This is a genomic window from Streptomyces sp. NPDC055078 (assembly GCF_053607985.1).
On the sequence record NZ_JBSGUP010000135.1, the window covers coordinates 1 to 15390 of the forward strand.

The window sequence follows — 15390 nt, forward strand, 5'->3', positions numbered from 1 at the left end:
GCACCCGAACGCCCTGGCGGCAGCCGCACGCGACACCCGTCAGCCCGAGCGCCAGCGAGACGGCACCCCGTGCCCCATTTCGCGGCACGGAATGCCAATTTCGCCCTACGGAGAACTTTTATGTCCGAATACTTTGATCGATCATCGATCAGCAGCTTAGAGTCGGGATCGGGTTCACCCCCCACGCCCTGTCCTGCCAGACAAGGCCCCCTTTTCACCACCCCCCTCCTGTCCGGAAGGCGGCGATCATGACCGACCCCCTCAGCAAGCTTCCGAGCGAGCTCGACCAGCTCCCGGACCGCGACGCCGAGGAGACCGCCGAGTGGGCGGCCTCCCTCGACGCCGTCGCCCAGCACGCGGGCCCGCACCGGGCCGCGTATCTGATGCGCCGCACCCTCCATCACGCCGAGGCGGCCGGAGTCCCCGTCCCCCGGCTGCTGGAGACGGACTACGTCAACACCATCCCCACCCCCGTCGAGCCGGCCCCCGAAGGCGACGAGGAGCTGGAAGCCCGGATCACCGCCTGGAACCGGTGGAACGCCGCCGCGATGGTGACGCGCGGCTCCCGGCTCGGCGTCGGCGGCCATATCGCCACCTTCGCCTCGGCCGCCTGGCTCTACGAGACCGGCTTCAACCACTTCTTCCGGGGCAAGGAAGGCGACGGCAGCGGCGACCAGCTCTATATACAGGGCCATGCCTCCCCCGGCATCTACGCCCGCGCCTTCCTCGACGGACGCCTGAGCGAGGAGCAGCTCGACAACTTCCGCCAGGAGGCGGGCGGCAACGGCCTGCCGTCGTATCCGCACCCCCGCAGGCTGCCCTGGCTGTGGGAGTTCCCCACGGTCTCCATGGGTCTCGGCCCGCTCTCCTCGATCTACCAGGCACGGTTCAACCGCTATCTGCACAACCGGGGCATCAAGGACACGGCGAACTCGCATGTCTGGGCCTTCCTCGGCGACGGCGAGATGGACGAGCCGGAGTCGACGGCGGCCCTCGCGCTCGCGGCCCGGGAGCGCCTGGACAATCTGACCTTCGTCATCAACTGCAACCTCCAGCGCCTCGACGGCCCCGTCCGCGCCAACTTCAAGATCGTGCAGGAGCTGGAGGCCCAGTTCCGGGGCGCGGGCTGGAATGTCATCAAATCCCTGTGGGGCTCCGCCTGGGACGAGCTGTTCGCGCTCGACACCACGGGTGCCCTGGTCCGCCGGCTGCGCGAGGTGCCGGACGCGCAGTTCCAGACGTACGCCACCCGGGATGTCGCGTACATCCGTGAGCACTTCTTCGGCGCCGAGCCCGCGCTCGTGGAGCTGGCGCGGCTGGTGGGCGACGCGAAGATCGCCGAGTGCTTCTACACCTCGCGCGGCGGCCACGAGGCCCGCAAGGTGTACGCGGCGTACCGCGCGGCCCTCGCCCACAAGGGCACGCCGACCGTGATCCTCGCGCAGACCGTGAAGGGCCACACCCTCGGCAAGGGCTTCGCGTCGAAGAACGCGAACCACCAGATGAAGAAGCTCACGATCGACGAGTTCAAGGGCATGCGCGATCTGCTCGGGCTCCCGATCGCCGACAGCGCCTTCGACAGCGGAGTGGTGCCCTACGGCCACCCCGGCGCCGACTCCCCCGAGGTCCGCTACCTCCAGGAGCGCCGCGCCGCCCTCGGCGGCCCGGCCCCGGCCCGCCGGGTGCACCCGGTCGCGGTGGCCATGCCCGAGGACCGCGCGTTCACCGCCCTGCACAAGGGCTCGGGCAAGCAGGAGATGGCCACCACCATGGCCTTCGTCCGGCTGGTCAAGGAGCTGATGCGGGACAAGGAGACCGGCAGGCGCTGGGTCCCGATCGTCCCCGACGAGGCCCGTACCTTCGGTATGGAGTCGCTGTTCCCGTCGGCCGGCATCTACTCCCCGATGGGCCAGACGTACGAGCCGGTCGATCGTGACCAGCTCATGTACTACCGGGAGGCCACGGACGGCCAGATCCTCAACGAGGGGATCACCGAGGCCGGCTCCATGGCGGACTTCATCGCCGCGTCGACGTCGTACGCGACCCACGGCGAGCCGATGTTCCCCTTCTACATCTTCTACTCGATGTTCGGCTGGCAGCGCACGGGCGATCAGATGTGGCAGCTCGCCGACCAGCTCGGCAAGGGCTTCATCGTCGGCGCGACCGCCGGCCGTACGACGCTGACGGGCGAGGGGCTCCAGCACGCGGACGGCCACTCGCATCTGATCGCGGCGACGAACCCGGCGTCGCTCAACTACGACCCGGCGTTCGCGTACGAGATCGCCGTCATCGTCAAGGACGGACTGCGGAGGATGTACGGCCCCGAGGCCGAGGACGTCTTCTACTACCTGACCGTCTACAACGAGCCCAAACCGCAGCCCGCGATGCCGGAGGGCGTCGAGGAGGGCATCGTACGGGGGCTGTACCGCTTCCGGGCCGGGGTGGCCCCGTACCAGGACTCCCCCAGGGTCCAGCTGCTGGCGTCCGGTACGGCGATCCACTGGATCCTTGAGGCCCAGGAACTGCTCGCCGCCGACTGGGGTGTCACGGCCGACGTCTGGTCCGCGACCTCCTGGGGCGAGCTGCGCCGGGACGCGCTGGAGGCCGACGCGGCCCAGCTCCGGGGCGAGCAGCGCACCCCGTACGTCCGGCAGGTGCTGGACGGCGCACCGGGCCCCGTGCTGGCGGTGAGTGACTGGATGCGCCAGGTACCGGACCAGATCAGCCAGTGGGTCGAGCAGGACTGGACCTCGCTCGGCACGGACGGCTTCGGGATCTCGGACACCCGCGAGGCGGCCCGCCGCCACTTCGGGGTGGACGCCCCCTCGATCACGGTGGCCGCGCTGGCGCAGCTCGCCCGGCGGGGCGAGATCCCCGCGTCGGCGGTCAAGGAGGCCCGGGAGCGCTACGGCCTCTGACCGCACCGCACCACCGCGCCACTGCACCACCGCACCGCACCATCCCAAGGACTCACCCCCCGGCTCGTTGGCCGCCGGGGGGTGATCTTTTTTGTCATCCTTGACCCTGACACCGTGTGAAGGCATGGAGTGAGGGGCTCATGTTCACCATCGGAGACTTCGCGCGCCACGGCCGGGTGTCGGCCCGCATGCTGCGCCACTACGACGCGATCGGCCTGCTGCGCCCTGACCGTATCGACCCCTTCACCGGCTACCGCTACTATTCGGCGGCCCAGCTCGCCCGCCTCAACCGGGTCATCGCCCTGAAGGATCTCGGCTTCACGCTGGAACAGGTGCGCCGCATCCTCGACGACCGGGTGAGTACGGAGGAGCTGCGCGGCATGCTCGTCCTGCGGCGGGCGGAGCTGGCGGAGACGGTGACCAGGGCGGCGGCGACCCTGGGCCAGGTCGAGGCGCGGCTGCGTTCGATCGAGAGCGAGGGGCGGATGCCCGCCGACGACGTCATCGTCAAGAGCGTCCCGGCGGCCCGGGTGGCGGAGCTGACGGCCGTCGCGCCCGGCTACGGCCCCGAGCACATCGGCCCGGTGATCGGCCCGCTGTTCGACGAGCTGTCGCGGCGGGTGGCGGCGGCGGGGGTGGTGCCGTCCGGCCCCGGTGTGGCGCACTACGAGGATGCCCCGGAAGGCGACGGCGCGATCCTGGTGCACGCTTCCCTGCCCGTTCCGGTGACGTCTCCGGTGACGTCTTCAGTGACGTCTTCAGTGGCATCTCTGGTGACATCTCCGGTGACGCCCCGGCCGGATCCGGGCTTCGGGATCGTGGAGCTTCCCGCCATCGAGCGCGCGGCGACGATCGTGCACCGGGGCTCGATGAACGCGGTCGTGTCCACGGCACAGGTCCTGGCCCGCTGGATCGAGGCGGGCGGGCACCGCGGGGTCGGATACGCGCGCGAGGTCAGCCTCGAAACGCCGGATGACCCCGAGCAGTGGGTGACCGAACTCCAGGAGCCACTGGCCTGAGCCGGGTCGGTACGACGGGCACGGCCCGCTGAGGTCCGAGGGCGGGCACCGCGACCGCGATCGCCGGACCGTTCGGATTCATCGGTCCGGGCGCGGGCTCCCGTACAGGCACGGACCCGGCCCGGACGCTCCCGGTCCCGTACGGGAGGAGCGCCCGGGACGGGCCCGCGCGGGCTCTCCGTCATCATGGGTTCATGCGTGCTGCCAGGCTGATCAAGATGGTGCTGCTCCTCCAGTCCAGGCCCTCCATGACCGGGGCCGAGCTGGCCCGCGAACTGGAGGTCTCCGAGCGGACCATCACCCGGGACGCCCTCGCCCTGTCCGAGGCGGGCGTCCCCGTCTACGCCGACCGGGGCCGGGCGGGCGGCTACCGGCTGATCGGCGGCTACCGCACCCGGCTGACCGGCCTCGGCCGCAGCGAGGCAGAAGCCCTGTTCCTGTCCGGGCTGCCGGGCGCGCTGCGCGACATGGGTCTGGAGGACGCGGCGTCCGCCGCCCGGCTCAAGGTGTCGGCGGCGCTGCTGCCCTCCCTGAGCGACGCCCCCCGGAGCGCGGCCCAGCGCTTCCACCTGGACGCCCCCGGCTGGTACCAGCCGCCGGAGACCCCGCCGCTGCTGCCCGCGATCGCGGAGGCGGTGTGGGAGGACCGCCGGGTCCGGGCGGCCTACCGCAACCGCCAGGGCTCCGAGGTGCAACGGGAGCTGGAGCCGTACGGGCTCGTCCTCAAGGCCGGGGTCTGGTATCTGTGCGCCCGGGTGGACGACAGCTTCCGGGTCTACCGGATCGACCGGTTCGCGTCGGTCGAGGACACCGCCGTGGACCCGGTGGCCGGCGTGGACCCGGTGGCCGCCGTGAACCCGGTGGCCGGCGGGAGCCCGGACGGACGGTACTTCTCCCGCGACGAGGCGTTCGACCTGCCCGGGTTCTGGGAGGAGCGCGCCGCCCAGTTCGCCCGCTCCATCCTCCGCGCCGAAGCGGTGGTCAAGGTGACGGAGGAAGGGGCGCGGCGGCTGCCGTACGTCACGGACCGGATGGCGGCCCGCGAGGCCCTCGCGGCAGCCGGCCCACCCGACCCCGACGGCCGCACCACGCTCACCCTGCCGGTCGAGTCCCTCCCGGTGGCGTACGCCCAGCTCCTCACCCTGGGACCGGACCTGGAGGTGCTTGAGCCGCCGGAACTGCGCGAGATGTTCGCGGAGGCGGCGGCGCGGATGGCGAAGCTGTACGAGGAGGGCTACCGGTAGTCGGCCAGGTCGGGGCTCTCCCCCGCCCGCTGCGCGAGGATGTAGCCCCAGACATCCGGCCGGCTGCCGTCGGTGTCGGTGAGGCCGTACTCCCCGGCGAGCTGTCCGCTGTCGAGCGACTGCCCGTTCCAGCGGGTGACGTCCGGGTCGGCGGCGAGGGCGGCGACGCCCCGCCCGAGGTAGGCGGGCGACTCGGAGAGCGCCCAGTGCTCCTGCTTGGGGATCCCCTCGCGCCAGGTCTCCTCGGTGAGGCCGAAGACGTCGAGCATCTCCTCGGAGCGGATGAAGCCCGGGGTGACCGCCACCGCCGTGGAGCCCACGGACTTCAGCTCCTCACCGAGGATGTACGCCATCCTGATCGGCGTGTTCTTGGCCAGGTCGTAGTAGAAGTTCTCGCGGAACCCCTCATTGGTCCTGGCGGTGCCGTCGGTGACCTCGACGACCAGTCCGCCGGGCCGGCGGACGAGCAGCGGGAGCGCGACACTGCTGGTGATGATGTGGCTGCGGACGCCCAGGTCGATCATCCGCAGCCCGCGCTCCAGCTCGATGTCCCACATCCTGGTGCCGAAGTCGAGCAGGGTGTTTCCGCCCCAGATGTCATTGACGAGGATGTCGAGCCGGCCGTGGTCGCCGTCGACCCGGGCGATCAGCGCCCGTACCTGCTCGACCTGAAGATGGTCGGTCGGTACGGCGATGCCGGTGCCGCCCGCCGCGTCGACCAGTTCGGCGGTCTCCTCGATGGTCTCCGTCGTCCGGCCCATCTCGCTGACCCGGTCGCGGGTGGTCCTGCCGGTCACGTAGACGGTCGCCCCCACGGCCCCGAGCTGGACGGCGATGGCACGGCCCGCGCCTCTGGTGGCCCCGGCGACGAGCGCGACCTTCCCGGCGAGTGCGGTGTCTGTCGTCCTGCTTGTCGTCGTACCTGTCGTCGTACCTGCCGTCATACCTGCCGTCATACCTGTCGTATCGCCTGTCGTATCGCCTGTCATATCGACGACGGTCGCACGAATACCCGACATCTTCTGTCCGCGTTCGGCCGAACCGGGCAGGCTCTTCGCACGCCGTACTCGAATGCCGTCCCCGCCGTCATCGAACCGTCATCGAAAACGTCAGCATTTCGGTGGCTCCGCGTGCGCAGCCCCCCGCCAACCACGATGCTGGTCCCGTGATGGACGAGACGGAGTTCTGGGAGATCGTCGACAGCACCCGTGAGGCCGCCGAGGGTGACCCCGAGGAACACGCCGATCTGCTGGTCGAGCGCCTGATGCAGCTCGACCCCGACTCCGTGCTGGACTTCGCCCGCCACTTCGAGGCCCGCTACAACCGCGCGTACACCTGGGATCTGTGGGGCGCGGCGGCCGTGCTGCTGAACGGCGCAAGTGACGACGCGTTCGACTACTTCCGCTGCTGGCTGATCGGCCAGGGCCGGGAGGTCTTCGAGGGCGCGCTGCACGAACCGGACGCTCTCGCCGAACTGCTGGTGGAGTTCGACGACGACATCGACGGTGACGGCGAGGAGCTGGGATACGCGGCGGACGAGGCATACGAGCAGCTCACGGGCGTCGTCGCGCCGGATCTGGGCATCCCGCCGCAGGCCGCGGAGCCGGCGGGCACGCCCTTCGGCTTCGACGACGACGCCGCGCTCGCGCGCCGCTTCCCCCGGCTGTGGGAACGCTTCGGACCCGGCTGACCGGTCCGGCTACGACAGGGCCCGCCCCATCACCACATCATCGACATAGCGACCGTCGAGCCAGAACTCCCCCCGCAGGACGCCCTCGACGGCGAATCCCTCCGCCTCGTACAGCGCGCGTGCGGGTGCGTTGTGCCCGAGCACGCGCAGGGTGATACGTACGGCTCCCTGCCGCCGCGCGGCGCCACAGGCGGCCCGCACCAGCGCCCGCCCGACCCCGCGCCCCCGCGCCCGGCCGTCCACCGCCAGGCCCTGTATCTGGCGGACGTGCTGATTGCAGGCCAGCGCGGTGGGCGGGACGAGCCGGATGTAGCCGATGACGGACCTGTCCGTGCCCTTCGCCCCGGCCTCGATGGCCTCCGCCACGAGATAGTCCTCGGGCCGGTGGCTGGAGTCGAAGAAGGGATCGTACGGAGGCAGCGGCCTCGGCGTCACCGCGTGCAGGGTCGACCAGGTGTCGCGGTCGAGACGGGCCAGGGCGGCGTCATCGGCGAGGCGTGCGGGGCGGATGCGCGACTCGGGCATGGGGGCAACTGTGTCATGGGGGCGGGCCGGGGCAGGATGGGACCCATGCGGATCGCGATCGCCGGTTCCACCGGTCTCATCGGCACGGCTCTGGTGCGCTCACTGCGCTCCGACGGACACGACGTGGTGCGCCTGGTGCGGCGTCCCCCGCGCGCGGGGGACGAGGTGGAGTGGGACCCGTACCGGCAGTATGTGGACGCGGCGGGCCTGGTGGGCTGCGACGCCGTGGTCAACCTCGCCGGCGCCGGAGTCGGCGACCGCCGCTGGACCGACGCGTACCGCAAGGAGATCCGGGACAGCCGGGTCCTGGGCACGGCGGCCATCGCGGAAGCGGTCGCCTCCCTGGACACCCCGCCCCGGGTGCTCCTGTGCGGCAGCGCCGTCGGCTACTACGGCGACACCGGGGACCGCGCGGTGGACGAGAGCGCGCCGCCGGGGGACGGCTTCCTTCCGAACGTCTGCGTCGAGTGGGAGGAGGCCGCGGACCCGGCGGCCGAGGCGGGAATCCGCACCGTCTTCGCCCGTACCGGTCTGGTCGTCTCCCGCGACGGCGGCGCGTGGGGGCGGATGTTCCCCCTCTTCAAGGCGGGCCTGGGCGGGCGGCTCGGCAGCGGGCGCCAGTACTGGAGCTTCATCTCCCTCCACGACGAGGTCGCCGCCCTCCGCCACATCCTGGACACCCCCGCCCTTTCCGGCCCGGTGAACTGCACCGCTCCGACCCCCGTCACCAACCACGCCGTCACCAAGGCCATGGGCCGCGCCCTCCACCGCCCCACCGTCCTCGCCGTCCCCACCCCCGCACTCCGCCTCGCCCTCGGCGACATGTCCACCGACGTCCTGAGCAGCCAGCGCGCCCTCCCCCGAAAGCTCCTCGACTCGGGCTTCTCCTTCGCCTTCCCCACCATCGACACCGCGATCGCCGCGGCCCTGCGCTGACGCGCCCGGTCACCACAGGGCCCAAGGCTCCCGGCCCCACCGCCGGCGCGGGCACCGCCACGCACCGTTTCCGTCCTCAAACGCCGGACGGGCTGCAATCACCCCCCTCGCCCCACCCGGGACGGACCGCACCTCAGCCCGGCCTGCCTGGAGGCAGAGGCACCACACCCAGCCCCGCCCGGGGACACGGGACCACACCCACCCCCGCCTAGAGGCACGGCACCACACCCAGCCCCGCCTGGGGTTTGAGGCGCTGGGGGCAGCGGACACCACATCCAGCCCCACCTGGGATACCTGCACCACAATCCAGCCCCGCCGGCGTTTGAGGCGCTGGGGGTCCCCCCACGCCCGCAGGGCGTAGGGGGCGGTCCGGGGCGGAGCCCCGGCAGGAACCCGGGGCTCACGAACCGGGCCGATGCGAGGGACCAAGACCCAGGGACGGCAGGCCCAGACAGACCCAGGGGCAGCACGCCCCCACAGGCCCAGGCGCGACAGCCCTATGCGCCCCCGACGCACCGGTGCCCCACCGCATGCGCGCACCCCCCGCCCCCGCCCCGTCCCTACCCTCAGTCCGAACTCGGGTATTCCGGGAGCCTGCTGGGGCCCGCCCCACCAGCCGCGCCTACCTCGGGGAGGGGCTCGTGCTCATCAGCACCGCTCACCGTACGGACCATGCGGACGTCATCATCGTCGGGGCCGGTATCGCCGGCCTCTCGGCGGCCCGTCAGCTGACCAGCGCGGGGGTCAGTGTCAGCGTTCTGGAGGCGGCTCCCCGGCCGGGCGGCCGGCTCGTCACCCAGGACCTCGACGGCTTCCGGCTCGACCGCGTGGGCCAGTTGCTCAGCACCGCGTACCCGGCACTGCACCGGGCGACGGGCCTCGGGGACGTACCCCTGCGGCCGTTCTCCCCGGGGGTGCTCGTCCACAGCGGCGGGCGGCTGCAACGCATGGGGGAGACCGTCCGCCGGACCGGACAACAGCGGAGCGCGCGGGGCGCATTCAACGTTGCACGCGCCCTTGCGAGCGCCCCCCGCCCGTTGGACGAGGCCCGGCTCGGCGCGTCGCTGGCCCGCCTCGCGAGTACTCCGGTGGAGCGTCTGACGGCCCGCCCCGAACGGTCCACCGCGGAGGCGCTCGCGACCCGCGCCCTGCCGGCCCGTACGGTGGACGGATTTCTGCGCCCGCTGCTGTCGGCGCTGTTGTGCGATCCGGAGCTGATGACATCGAGCCGGTGCGCGGATCTCGCCCTGCGGGGCTTCGCCCGCGGCCAGCTGTGCGTACCGGAGGGCGGCGCCTCGGTACTGCCGGAGCGGCTGGCGGCGGATCTGCCGCCCGGCACGGTGCTCACGGGGGTACGGGTCAAGGACGCGTCGATCAACCGGGTCAGCACGGAGGAGTACGGCGAACTCACCTGCCGCGCCCTGGTCCTGGCCACCGGCGCGCGCGACGCGGCCGAACTGCTGCCGGGACTGCGGGTGCCGCCCTTCCACCCCGTGACGGTGCTGCACCACACCGCGCCCGAGGCCCCGCCGACGGGCGCGGCGCTCGTGCTGGACGCGGACGGCGGACCGGTCTCCCATACGTCGGTGATCAGCGAGGTCGACCCTTCGCGCGCACCGCGCGGCCGGGTGCTGATCTCCTCGACGGTGCTCGGCACCCCGCCGCACTCGGTGGACCGGAGCGTACGCACCCATCTCGCGCGACTGTACGGCGTGCCCACGGACGACTGGGAGCTGCTGGCGGTCCACCACACCCCGGAGGCGGTCCCGGCGATGCCCCCGCCGCATGACGTACGCCGTCCGGTGCGGGTCCTGTCGGGCCTCTACGTCTGCGGCGACCACCGCGCCACCAGCACGGTCCACGGCGCCCTGCTCTCCTCCCGCCGCGCGGCCACCGCGGTCCTCCAGGACTTCGCGCTCCGGCCCCGCCAAGCCCCTCTGCGCTCGGCCGCCTGACAAGGAACCCCTGGCCGGACCCGGCACCACCGGACACCCGACGGTGCCCGGGAACGCGGCGACCCGGAAACGCGGCGACGCCCGGTCGCAGCTGCCCCGGACACACACGTGTGCCCGGGGCACCAACACCCCCGGGCACACCCGTTCCTCACCCCAGCGCCGCCACCCGGTCCCGGTACCCGCGCACCGCCGCGGCGTCCCGGTAGGGCTCCAGCCTGCGTTCAAACTCCCGTACGTACTCCACCGCGCGCGCGGAGCGCATCTCCGCGGCCTGGAGCGCCGACTCCGCGCCCAGCGCGCACGCCTGGTCCAGTTCGCCGAGACCCAGCCGGGCCGACGCCAGGACGACGCGGCAGAAGAGACGGCTCCGGGCGAGTCCCGGCGGGCGCAGCTGGAGGGAGCGCTCGGCGTGCTGCACGGCCGAGCGGTACTGCTGGAGGTCCCGGTAGCAGTGCCCGAACTCGTCCGCCATCTGCGCCTCGTCGAAGAACCGGGCCCAGTGCGGCACCTCGTCCCCCGGCCGGGCCGACTCCAGCGCTCTTTCCGCCCGTACGAGTGACGCCGTACAGGCCCGTGTCTCCCCCAGCACCCCGTGTCCGCGCGCCTCGACCGCGTGCAGCAGGGCCTGGACGACGGGCGGCGCCGTCGGGCCGACGCCCTGCTGCGCGACCCGGGTGAGCTGCACGGCTTCCCGGCCATGGCCGAGATAGACCGCCTGACGGCTCATGGTGACCAGTACGTAGGACCCGTACGCCCGGTCCCCCGCCGCCTGCGCGAGTCGCAGCGCCTGGACGAAGTAGCGCTGGGCGAGCCCATGGGCGGCGATGTCGTACGAGGTCCACCCGGCCAGCCGGGTCAGATCGGCGACCGCGGCGAACAGCCGCCGCCCGGCGACCTCCCCGTAGGTACCGCGGAGCATCGGTTCGGCCTCGTGCTCCAGATACCGCACCAGCGCCTGCCGGGCATGCCCTCCGCCGTATGCCTGGTCGAGGGTGCGGAACAGTTCGCCGACCGAGCGGAGGGCGGAGATATCACCGCTGGAGACGCGCTGGCCGGGCCCCCGGTCGGTGCCCCGCTCGCCGGCCCGCTGGCGGGGGACGGTCCCCCCGCCCTGGTGGGGCACGACGCTTCCGCCCTGGTGGGGCACCCGGGAGGCGGGCGGGGCCTCCCCCCGGCTCACGCGCTCGTCCGCGCGCCCGATGAGCCAGTCGCGGCTGGGCACCACGAGCCCCGCCGGGGTGAAGGCGATCTTCCGCAGTTCGGCGTGGCTGCCGGAGTCCTTGCGCCACAGACCGCTGACGATGTCGACGGCCTCCTCGGGTGTGGACGCGAACTCCAGCCCCGCGTAGACGGGCGCGCAGGCGTCCAGACCGAGATCCTGCGCGGACAGCCGCCGCCCCAGCCGTCTGGTGAACACCTCGGCGATCAGCGCGGGGGTCGTCCCGCGCGGCTGCTGGCCGCGCAGCCAGCGCGTCACGGACGTTTTGTCGTAACGCAGGTCCAGACCGTGTTCGAGCCCGAGCTGATCCACCCGGCGGGCGAGGCCCGCATTGGAGAACCCGGCTTCCTGGATGAGTGCGGCAAGCTGGCGATTGGGGATGCGCTGCGGAGGTCGTTCCGTCATCAGCTGTGCGGTCTCCTGCCTTCCGGGCCGGTCGCAGCCCTCATGGAACGGCGTGAATTTAGCGGCCCTTACCGTGAGTACTGCCACGTTCGCCCCACATTCATCCGATCGTGTGAGGATTGGGGGCAGCGCTGACGGGTCGCACCTCCCCCGCCACGCTCGGATGAGCCGCCGTACAGTGGCTGGGGTGCGAATGTGCGGGGCGAGGTTTCTAGGGAGGCTGTGCCGTGAGTGAGCTGCGGTTCGTCCGGCTGGGATTCGGCGCGGATGCCGTCGAGTACCAGGAAGCATGGCAGAAGCAGCGCGAGGTCCACGCCGCCCGCTTCGAGGACTCGGTCCCCGACACCTGCCTCCTGCTGGAGCACCCGCCCGTGTACACGGCCGGACGGCGCACCGAGGACAGCGAGCGCCCCCTGGACGGCACACCCGTCGTGGATGTGGACCGCGGCGGCAAGATCACCTGGCACGGCCCGGGGCAGCTGGTGGGCTATCCGATCATGAAGCTGCCGCGCCCGGTGGATGTCGTCGCCCATGTCCGCAGACTGGAGGAGGCCCTGATCCGCGCCTGCGCCGAGTTCGGCCTGGCGACCAGCCGGGTCGAGGGCCGCAGCGGGGTGTGGGTGCTGGGCGACCCGGTGAAACAGCGGAAGTCCCTCGGCGGTCTCTCGCTGGACTTCGACCCGAGGCTGCGGGACGACGAGTTCGACCCCCGGCTGAACGGCCCCGAGTACGCGCCGTCCAACGCCGGCCAGCGCCATGAGGACCGCAAGCTGGCCGCCATCGGCATCCGGATCGCCAAGGGCGTCTCCATGCACGGCTTCGCGCTCAATGTGAACCCGGACAACACCTGGTTCGACCGGATCGTGCCCTGCGGCATCCGGGACGCGGGCGTCGCGTCGCTGGCCGGGGAGCTGGGCCGGGACATCACGATCTCCGAGGTGCTCCCCGTGGTGGAGAAGCATCTGCGGTACGTCCTGGAGCACGCGGTGCCGCAGCCGAGGGCCGTCGGGACCGCGGTATGAGCGCGAGCCGCCGGGACGCCGGTGTGAGCGAGTCCGCACGGCCGGCGGGGAATGCGCCCGGACGGCGGCGGGTTGCCCGAACGTAGGGCCGAGCGAGTCCCATACGTAGGGCCGAACGAGTGACGGGCGTACCCTGGTGGGCGCCGCAGAACCGAATGCAGCGATCAGAAAGGGGCGCCGACGTGTCCGCTGTCGCACCCGACGGACGCAAGATGCTGCGCCTGGAGGTCCGGAACAGCCAGACCCCCATCGAGCGCAAGCCCGAATGGATCAAGACCCGCGCCAAGATGGGCCCCGAGTACACCCAGATGCAGAAGCTCGTCAAAAGCGAGGGACTGCACACGGTGTGCCAGGAGGCGGGCTGTCCGAACATCTATGAGTGCTGGGAGGACCGCGAGGCGACCTTCCTCATCGGCGGCGACCAGTGCACCCGGCGCTGTGACTTCTGCCAGATCGACACGGGCAAGCCAGGGGCCCTCGACCGTGACGAACCCCGCCGGGTCGGCGAGTCGGTCGTCACGATGGATCTGAACTACGCCACGATCACCGGCGTCGCCCGCGACGACCTGGAGGACGGCGGCGCCTGGCTGTACGCGGAGACCGTGCGCCGTATCCACGCCATGACGGCGGACCGCGCGGGCGGCCAGACCAAGGTCGAGCTGCTGATCCCCGACTTCAACGCCGTCCCCGAGCAGCTGGCCGAGGTCTTCTCCTCCCGGCCCGAGGTGCTCGCCCACAATGTCGAGACCGTGCCGCGGATCTTCAAGCGCATCCGTCCCGGCTTCCGCTACGGGCGCTCGCTTGAGGTCATCACCCGCGCCCGTGAGGCGGGCCTGGTCACCAAGTCGAATCTGATCCTGGGCATGGGCGAGGAGCGCGCGGAGGTCAGCGAGTCGCTGCGGCAACTGCACGAGGCCGGGTGCGAGCTGATCACGATCACCCAGTATCTGCGTCCTTCGGTACGGCACCACCCGGTCGAGCGCTGGGTGAAGCCGCACGAGTTCGTGGAGCTGAAGGAGGAGGCCGAGCAGATCGGCTTCTCCGGTGTGATGTCGGGTCCGCTCGTGCGTTCGTCGTACCGGGCGGGCAGGCTGTTCGGCCAGGCGATGGAGCGGCGGGCGGCGGTGGCGAGCCCGCAGGCCGTGTGACGCAGGCCGTCTGAGGTCGAGCGTGTGAAGTCGACCGTGTGAAGTCGGGCACAAGACATTACCGACCGGTAGCGGCGTGTTCGACGCGGCCCGTACTCTCCCCGCAGGTGGGGACGGTGTACGGGCCGCGTCAACGTTTCCGGTCGCCCTGTCAAGGATTCATCGGTGTTTGACCGGTGGGTCACGCGCTGGTAACACCAATCCGTAAGCCTGTTCTCACGCACAGCGCACGCAGCACATACAGCCAGCCCCCTGTTCGCCACCCACCCCGAGGGGATCTCCGCCATGCAGGCCGCGCCACTACGTCCCGTACGCGCAACCGCCATCCCGTCCGTCACCGACGCACTGCGCGCCATGGAGTTCCTGCTGCTGCGCGGCGGGCAGCGCACCGCACGCCGCAACGCGTGGACGGCCGTGCTCGAAGACCGCCGCCGGGCCCGGGACCGGGTCGAGGCACAGCATGTACTGGAGGCCGTGGCTGGTCGTACTTCCCAGGCCACGTAAACTTCCGGTTATGGCGAGGAAGGCGAAACAATCGAACTCTGACAGCGCTGAGGCTGCTGCTAACCCGGGGCGACTGAAGCAGATCGCTCTGACGTACAAGATGACCCGGAAGGCCGACCCGAAGATCGGTCTGATCATCGCGGCTGTGGGAATCGTCACCTTCGGTGTCTTCCTCGCGATCGGCTTCTGGATCGACTACCCCATCTATCTCGGCATTCTCGGCTTCCTGCTGGCGTTCCTCGCGATGGCGATCATCTTCGGCCGCCGCGCCGAGAGGGCGGCCTTCGGCCAGATGGAAGGCCAGCCGGGCGCCGCCGCCGCGGTGCTGCAGAACGTGGGCCGCGGCTGGACCACGACCCCCGCGGTCGCGATGAACCGCAACCAGGACGTGGTGCACCGGGCGGTCGGCCGCGCGGGCATCGTGCTGGTGGCCGAGGGCAACCCGAACCGGCTGAAGTCGCTGCTGGCCGCCGAGAAGAAGAAGATGGCGCGCATCGTGCTCGATGTGCCGGTGCACGACATCATCGTGGGCACGGGCGAGGACCAGGTACCGCTGAAGAAGGTCCGTACGACGATGCTGAAGCTCCCCCGGGTGCTCACCGGCCCGCAGGTCACGGCGGCGAACGACCGGCTGCGGGCGATGGGCGACCTGATGAGCAACATGCCGTTGCCCAAGGGTCCGATGCCGAAGGGCATGCGGATGCCGCGCGGCGGCGGGAAAATGCGCTGACGAGCGCTGTGCCCGGGGCGTACGTGTGCTGTACGTGACGTGTGCTGTACGTGAAAGGGCGCCGTACGTGAAGGG

The 15390-nt window shown here is 71.5% G+C and carries 13 protein-coding genes; 10 read left to right on the forward strand and 3 right to left on the reverse strand.

Annotated elements, in window-relative coordinates:
• Window positions 1-248 precede the first annotated feature (248 nt).
• From aceE to ACWF94_RS14540, 3 genes are all read left to right on the forward strand, one after another.
• Window positions 249-2918 (forward strand): pyruvate dehydrogenase (acetyl-transferring), homodimeric type, encoded by a 2670-nt coding sequence (gene aceE / locus ACWF94_RS14530; protein ID WP_453487688.1) that lies wholly within the window; start codon window positions 249-251, stop codon window positions 2916-2918.
• Between the two features lie 140 nt (window positions 2919-3058).
• A complete protein-coding gene (locus tag ACWF94_RS14535) occupies window positions 3059-3937 on the forward strand; it encodes a MerR family transcriptional regulator (protein WP_453487689.1) in 879 nt (292 codons plus the stop codon).
• A gap of 194 nt (window positions 3938-4131) precedes the next feature.
• Entirely contained in the window at window positions 4132-5181 is a 1050-nt protein-coding gene (locus tag ACWF94_RS14540) for a helix-turn-helix transcriptional regulator (RefSeq protein WP_453487690.1), read from the forward strand.
• Here the strand turns inward: ACWF94_RS14540 and ACWF94_RS14545 are convergent.
• Window positions 5172-6125, reverse strand: coding sequence for an SDR family oxidoreductase (locus ACWF94_RS14545; protein ID WP_453487691.1), 954 nt, complete (start codon window positions 6123-6125; stop codon window positions 5172-5174). The two genes, ACWF94_RS14540 and ACWF94_RS14545, sit on opposite strands and share 10 nt — an antisense overlap.
• Window positions 6126-6349: 224 nt before the next feature.
• Between ACWF94_RS14545 and ACWF94_RS14550 the strand changes: the two genes are divergently transcribed.
• Complete coding sequence (locus ACWF94_RS14550) at window positions 6350-6871, forward strand: DUF4240 domain-containing protein (protein WP_453487700.1); 522 nt, start codon at window positions 6350-6352, stop codon at window positions 6869-6871.
• Between the two features lie 9 nt (window positions 6872-6880).
• On the opposite strand, the gene ACWF94_RS14555 is transcribed toward ACWF94_RS14550, so the two are convergent.
• Window positions 6881-7396 (reverse strand): N-acetyltransferase family protein, encoded by a 516-nt coding sequence (locus ACWF94_RS14555; RefSeq protein ID WP_453487692.1) that lies wholly within the window; start codon window positions 7394-7396, stop codon window positions 6881-6883.
• 36 nt (window positions 7397-7432) lie between these two features.
• Between ACWF94_RS14555 and ACWF94_RS14560 the strand changes: the two genes are divergently transcribed.
• Together ACWF94_RS14560 and ACWF94_RS14565 are read left to right on the forward strand one after the other, a co-directional pair.
• A complete protein-coding gene (locus ACWF94_RS14560; protein ID WP_453487693.1) occupies window positions 7433-8332 on the forward strand; it encodes a TIGR01777 family oxidoreductase in 900 nt (299 codons plus the stop codon).
• A gap of 641 nt (window positions 8333-8973) precedes the next feature.
• Window positions 8974-10287, forward strand: coding sequence for an NAD(P)/FAD-dependent oxidoreductase (locus tag ACWF94_RS14565; protein ID WP_453487694.1), 1314 nt, complete (start codon window positions 8974-8976; stop codon window positions 10285-10287).
• A gap of 148 nt (window positions 10288-10435) precedes the next feature.
• Here the strand turns inward: ACWF94_RS14565 and ACWF94_RS14570 are convergent, their stop codons facing one another.
• On the reverse strand, window positions 10436-11911 hold the full coding sequence (locus ACWF94_RS14570; protein WP_453487695.1) for a regulator: 1476 nt from the start codon (window positions 11909-11911) through the stop codon (window positions 10436-10438).
• A 227-nt stretch (window positions 11912-12138) separates the two neighbouring features.
• On the opposite strand from ACWF94_RS14570, the gene lipB reads away from it, so the two are divergent.
• From lipB to ACWF94_RS14590, 4 genes are all read left to right on the forward strand, one after another.
• Window positions 12139-12933, forward strand: coding sequence for a lipoyl(octanoyl) transferase LipB (gene lipB, locus ACWF94_RS14575; protein WP_453487696.1), 795 nt, complete (start codon window positions 12139-12141; stop codon window positions 12931-12933).
• Between the two features lie 182 nt (window positions 12934-13115).
• A complete protein-coding gene (locus tag ACWF94_RS14580; RefSeq protein ID WP_453487697.1) occupies window positions 13116-14081 on the forward strand; it encodes a lipoyl synthase in 966 nt (321 codons plus the stop codon).
• Between the two features lie 285 nt (window positions 14082-14366).
• Window positions 14367-14585: an SCO2195 family GlnR-regulated protein gene (locus ACWF94_RS14585; protein WP_453487698.1), complete on the forward strand. Its 219-nt coding sequence runs from the start codon at window positions 14367-14369 to the stop codon at window positions 14583-14585.
• A 10-nt stretch (window positions 14586-14595) separates the two neighbouring features.
• Window positions 14596-15315, forward strand: a complete 720-nt coding sequence (locus ACWF94_RS14590; RefSeq protein ID WP_453487699.1) for a DUF4191 domain-containing protein — start codon at window positions 14596-14598, stop codon at window positions 15313-15315.
• Window positions 15316-15390: the final 75 nt, after the last annotated feature.

Bases quoted from the DNA above. Each gene is read 5' to 3' on its own strand.
- ACWF94_RS14540 (WP_453487690.1), top strand. From the start codon at position 4,132: ATGCGTGCTGCCAGGCTGATCAAGATGGTGCTGCTCCTCCAGTCCAGG.
- ACWF94_RS14570 (WP_453487695.1), bottom strand. From the start codon at position 11,911: ATGACGGAACGACCTCCGCAGCGCATCCCCAATCGCCAGCTTGCCGCA.
- aceE (WP_453487688.1), top strand. From the start codon at position 249: ATGACCGACCCCCTCAGCAAGCTTCCGAGCGAGCTCGACCAGCTCCCG.
- ACWF94_RS14550 (WP_453487700.1), top strand. From the start codon at position 6,350: ATGGACGAGACGGAGTTCTGGGAGATCGTCGACAGCACCCGTGAGGCC.
- ACWF94_RS14560 (WP_453487693.1), top strand. From the start codon at position 7,433: ATGGGACCCATGCGGATCGCGATCGCCGGTTCCACCGGTCTCATCGGC.
- ACWF94_RS14535 (WP_453487689.1), top strand. From the start codon at position 3,059: ATGTTCACCATCGGAGACTTCGCGCGCCACGGCCGGGTGTCGGCCCGC.
- ACWF94_RS14545 (WP_453487691.1), bottom strand. From the start codon at position 6,125: ATGACGGCAGGTACGACGACAGGTACGACGACAAGCAGGACGACAGAC.
- ACWF94_RS14590 (WP_453487699.1), top strand. From the start codon at position 14,596: ATGGCGAGGAAGGCGAAACAATCGAACTCTGACAGCGCTGAGGCTGCT.
- ACWF94_RS14585 (WP_453487698.1), top strand. From the start codon at position 14,367: ATGCAGGCCGCGCCACTACGTCCCGTACGCGCAACCGCCATCCCGTCC.
- ACWF94_RS14555 (WP_453487692.1), bottom strand. From the start codon at position 7,396: ATGCCCGAGTCGCGCATCCGCCCCGCACGCCTCGCCGATGACGCCGCC.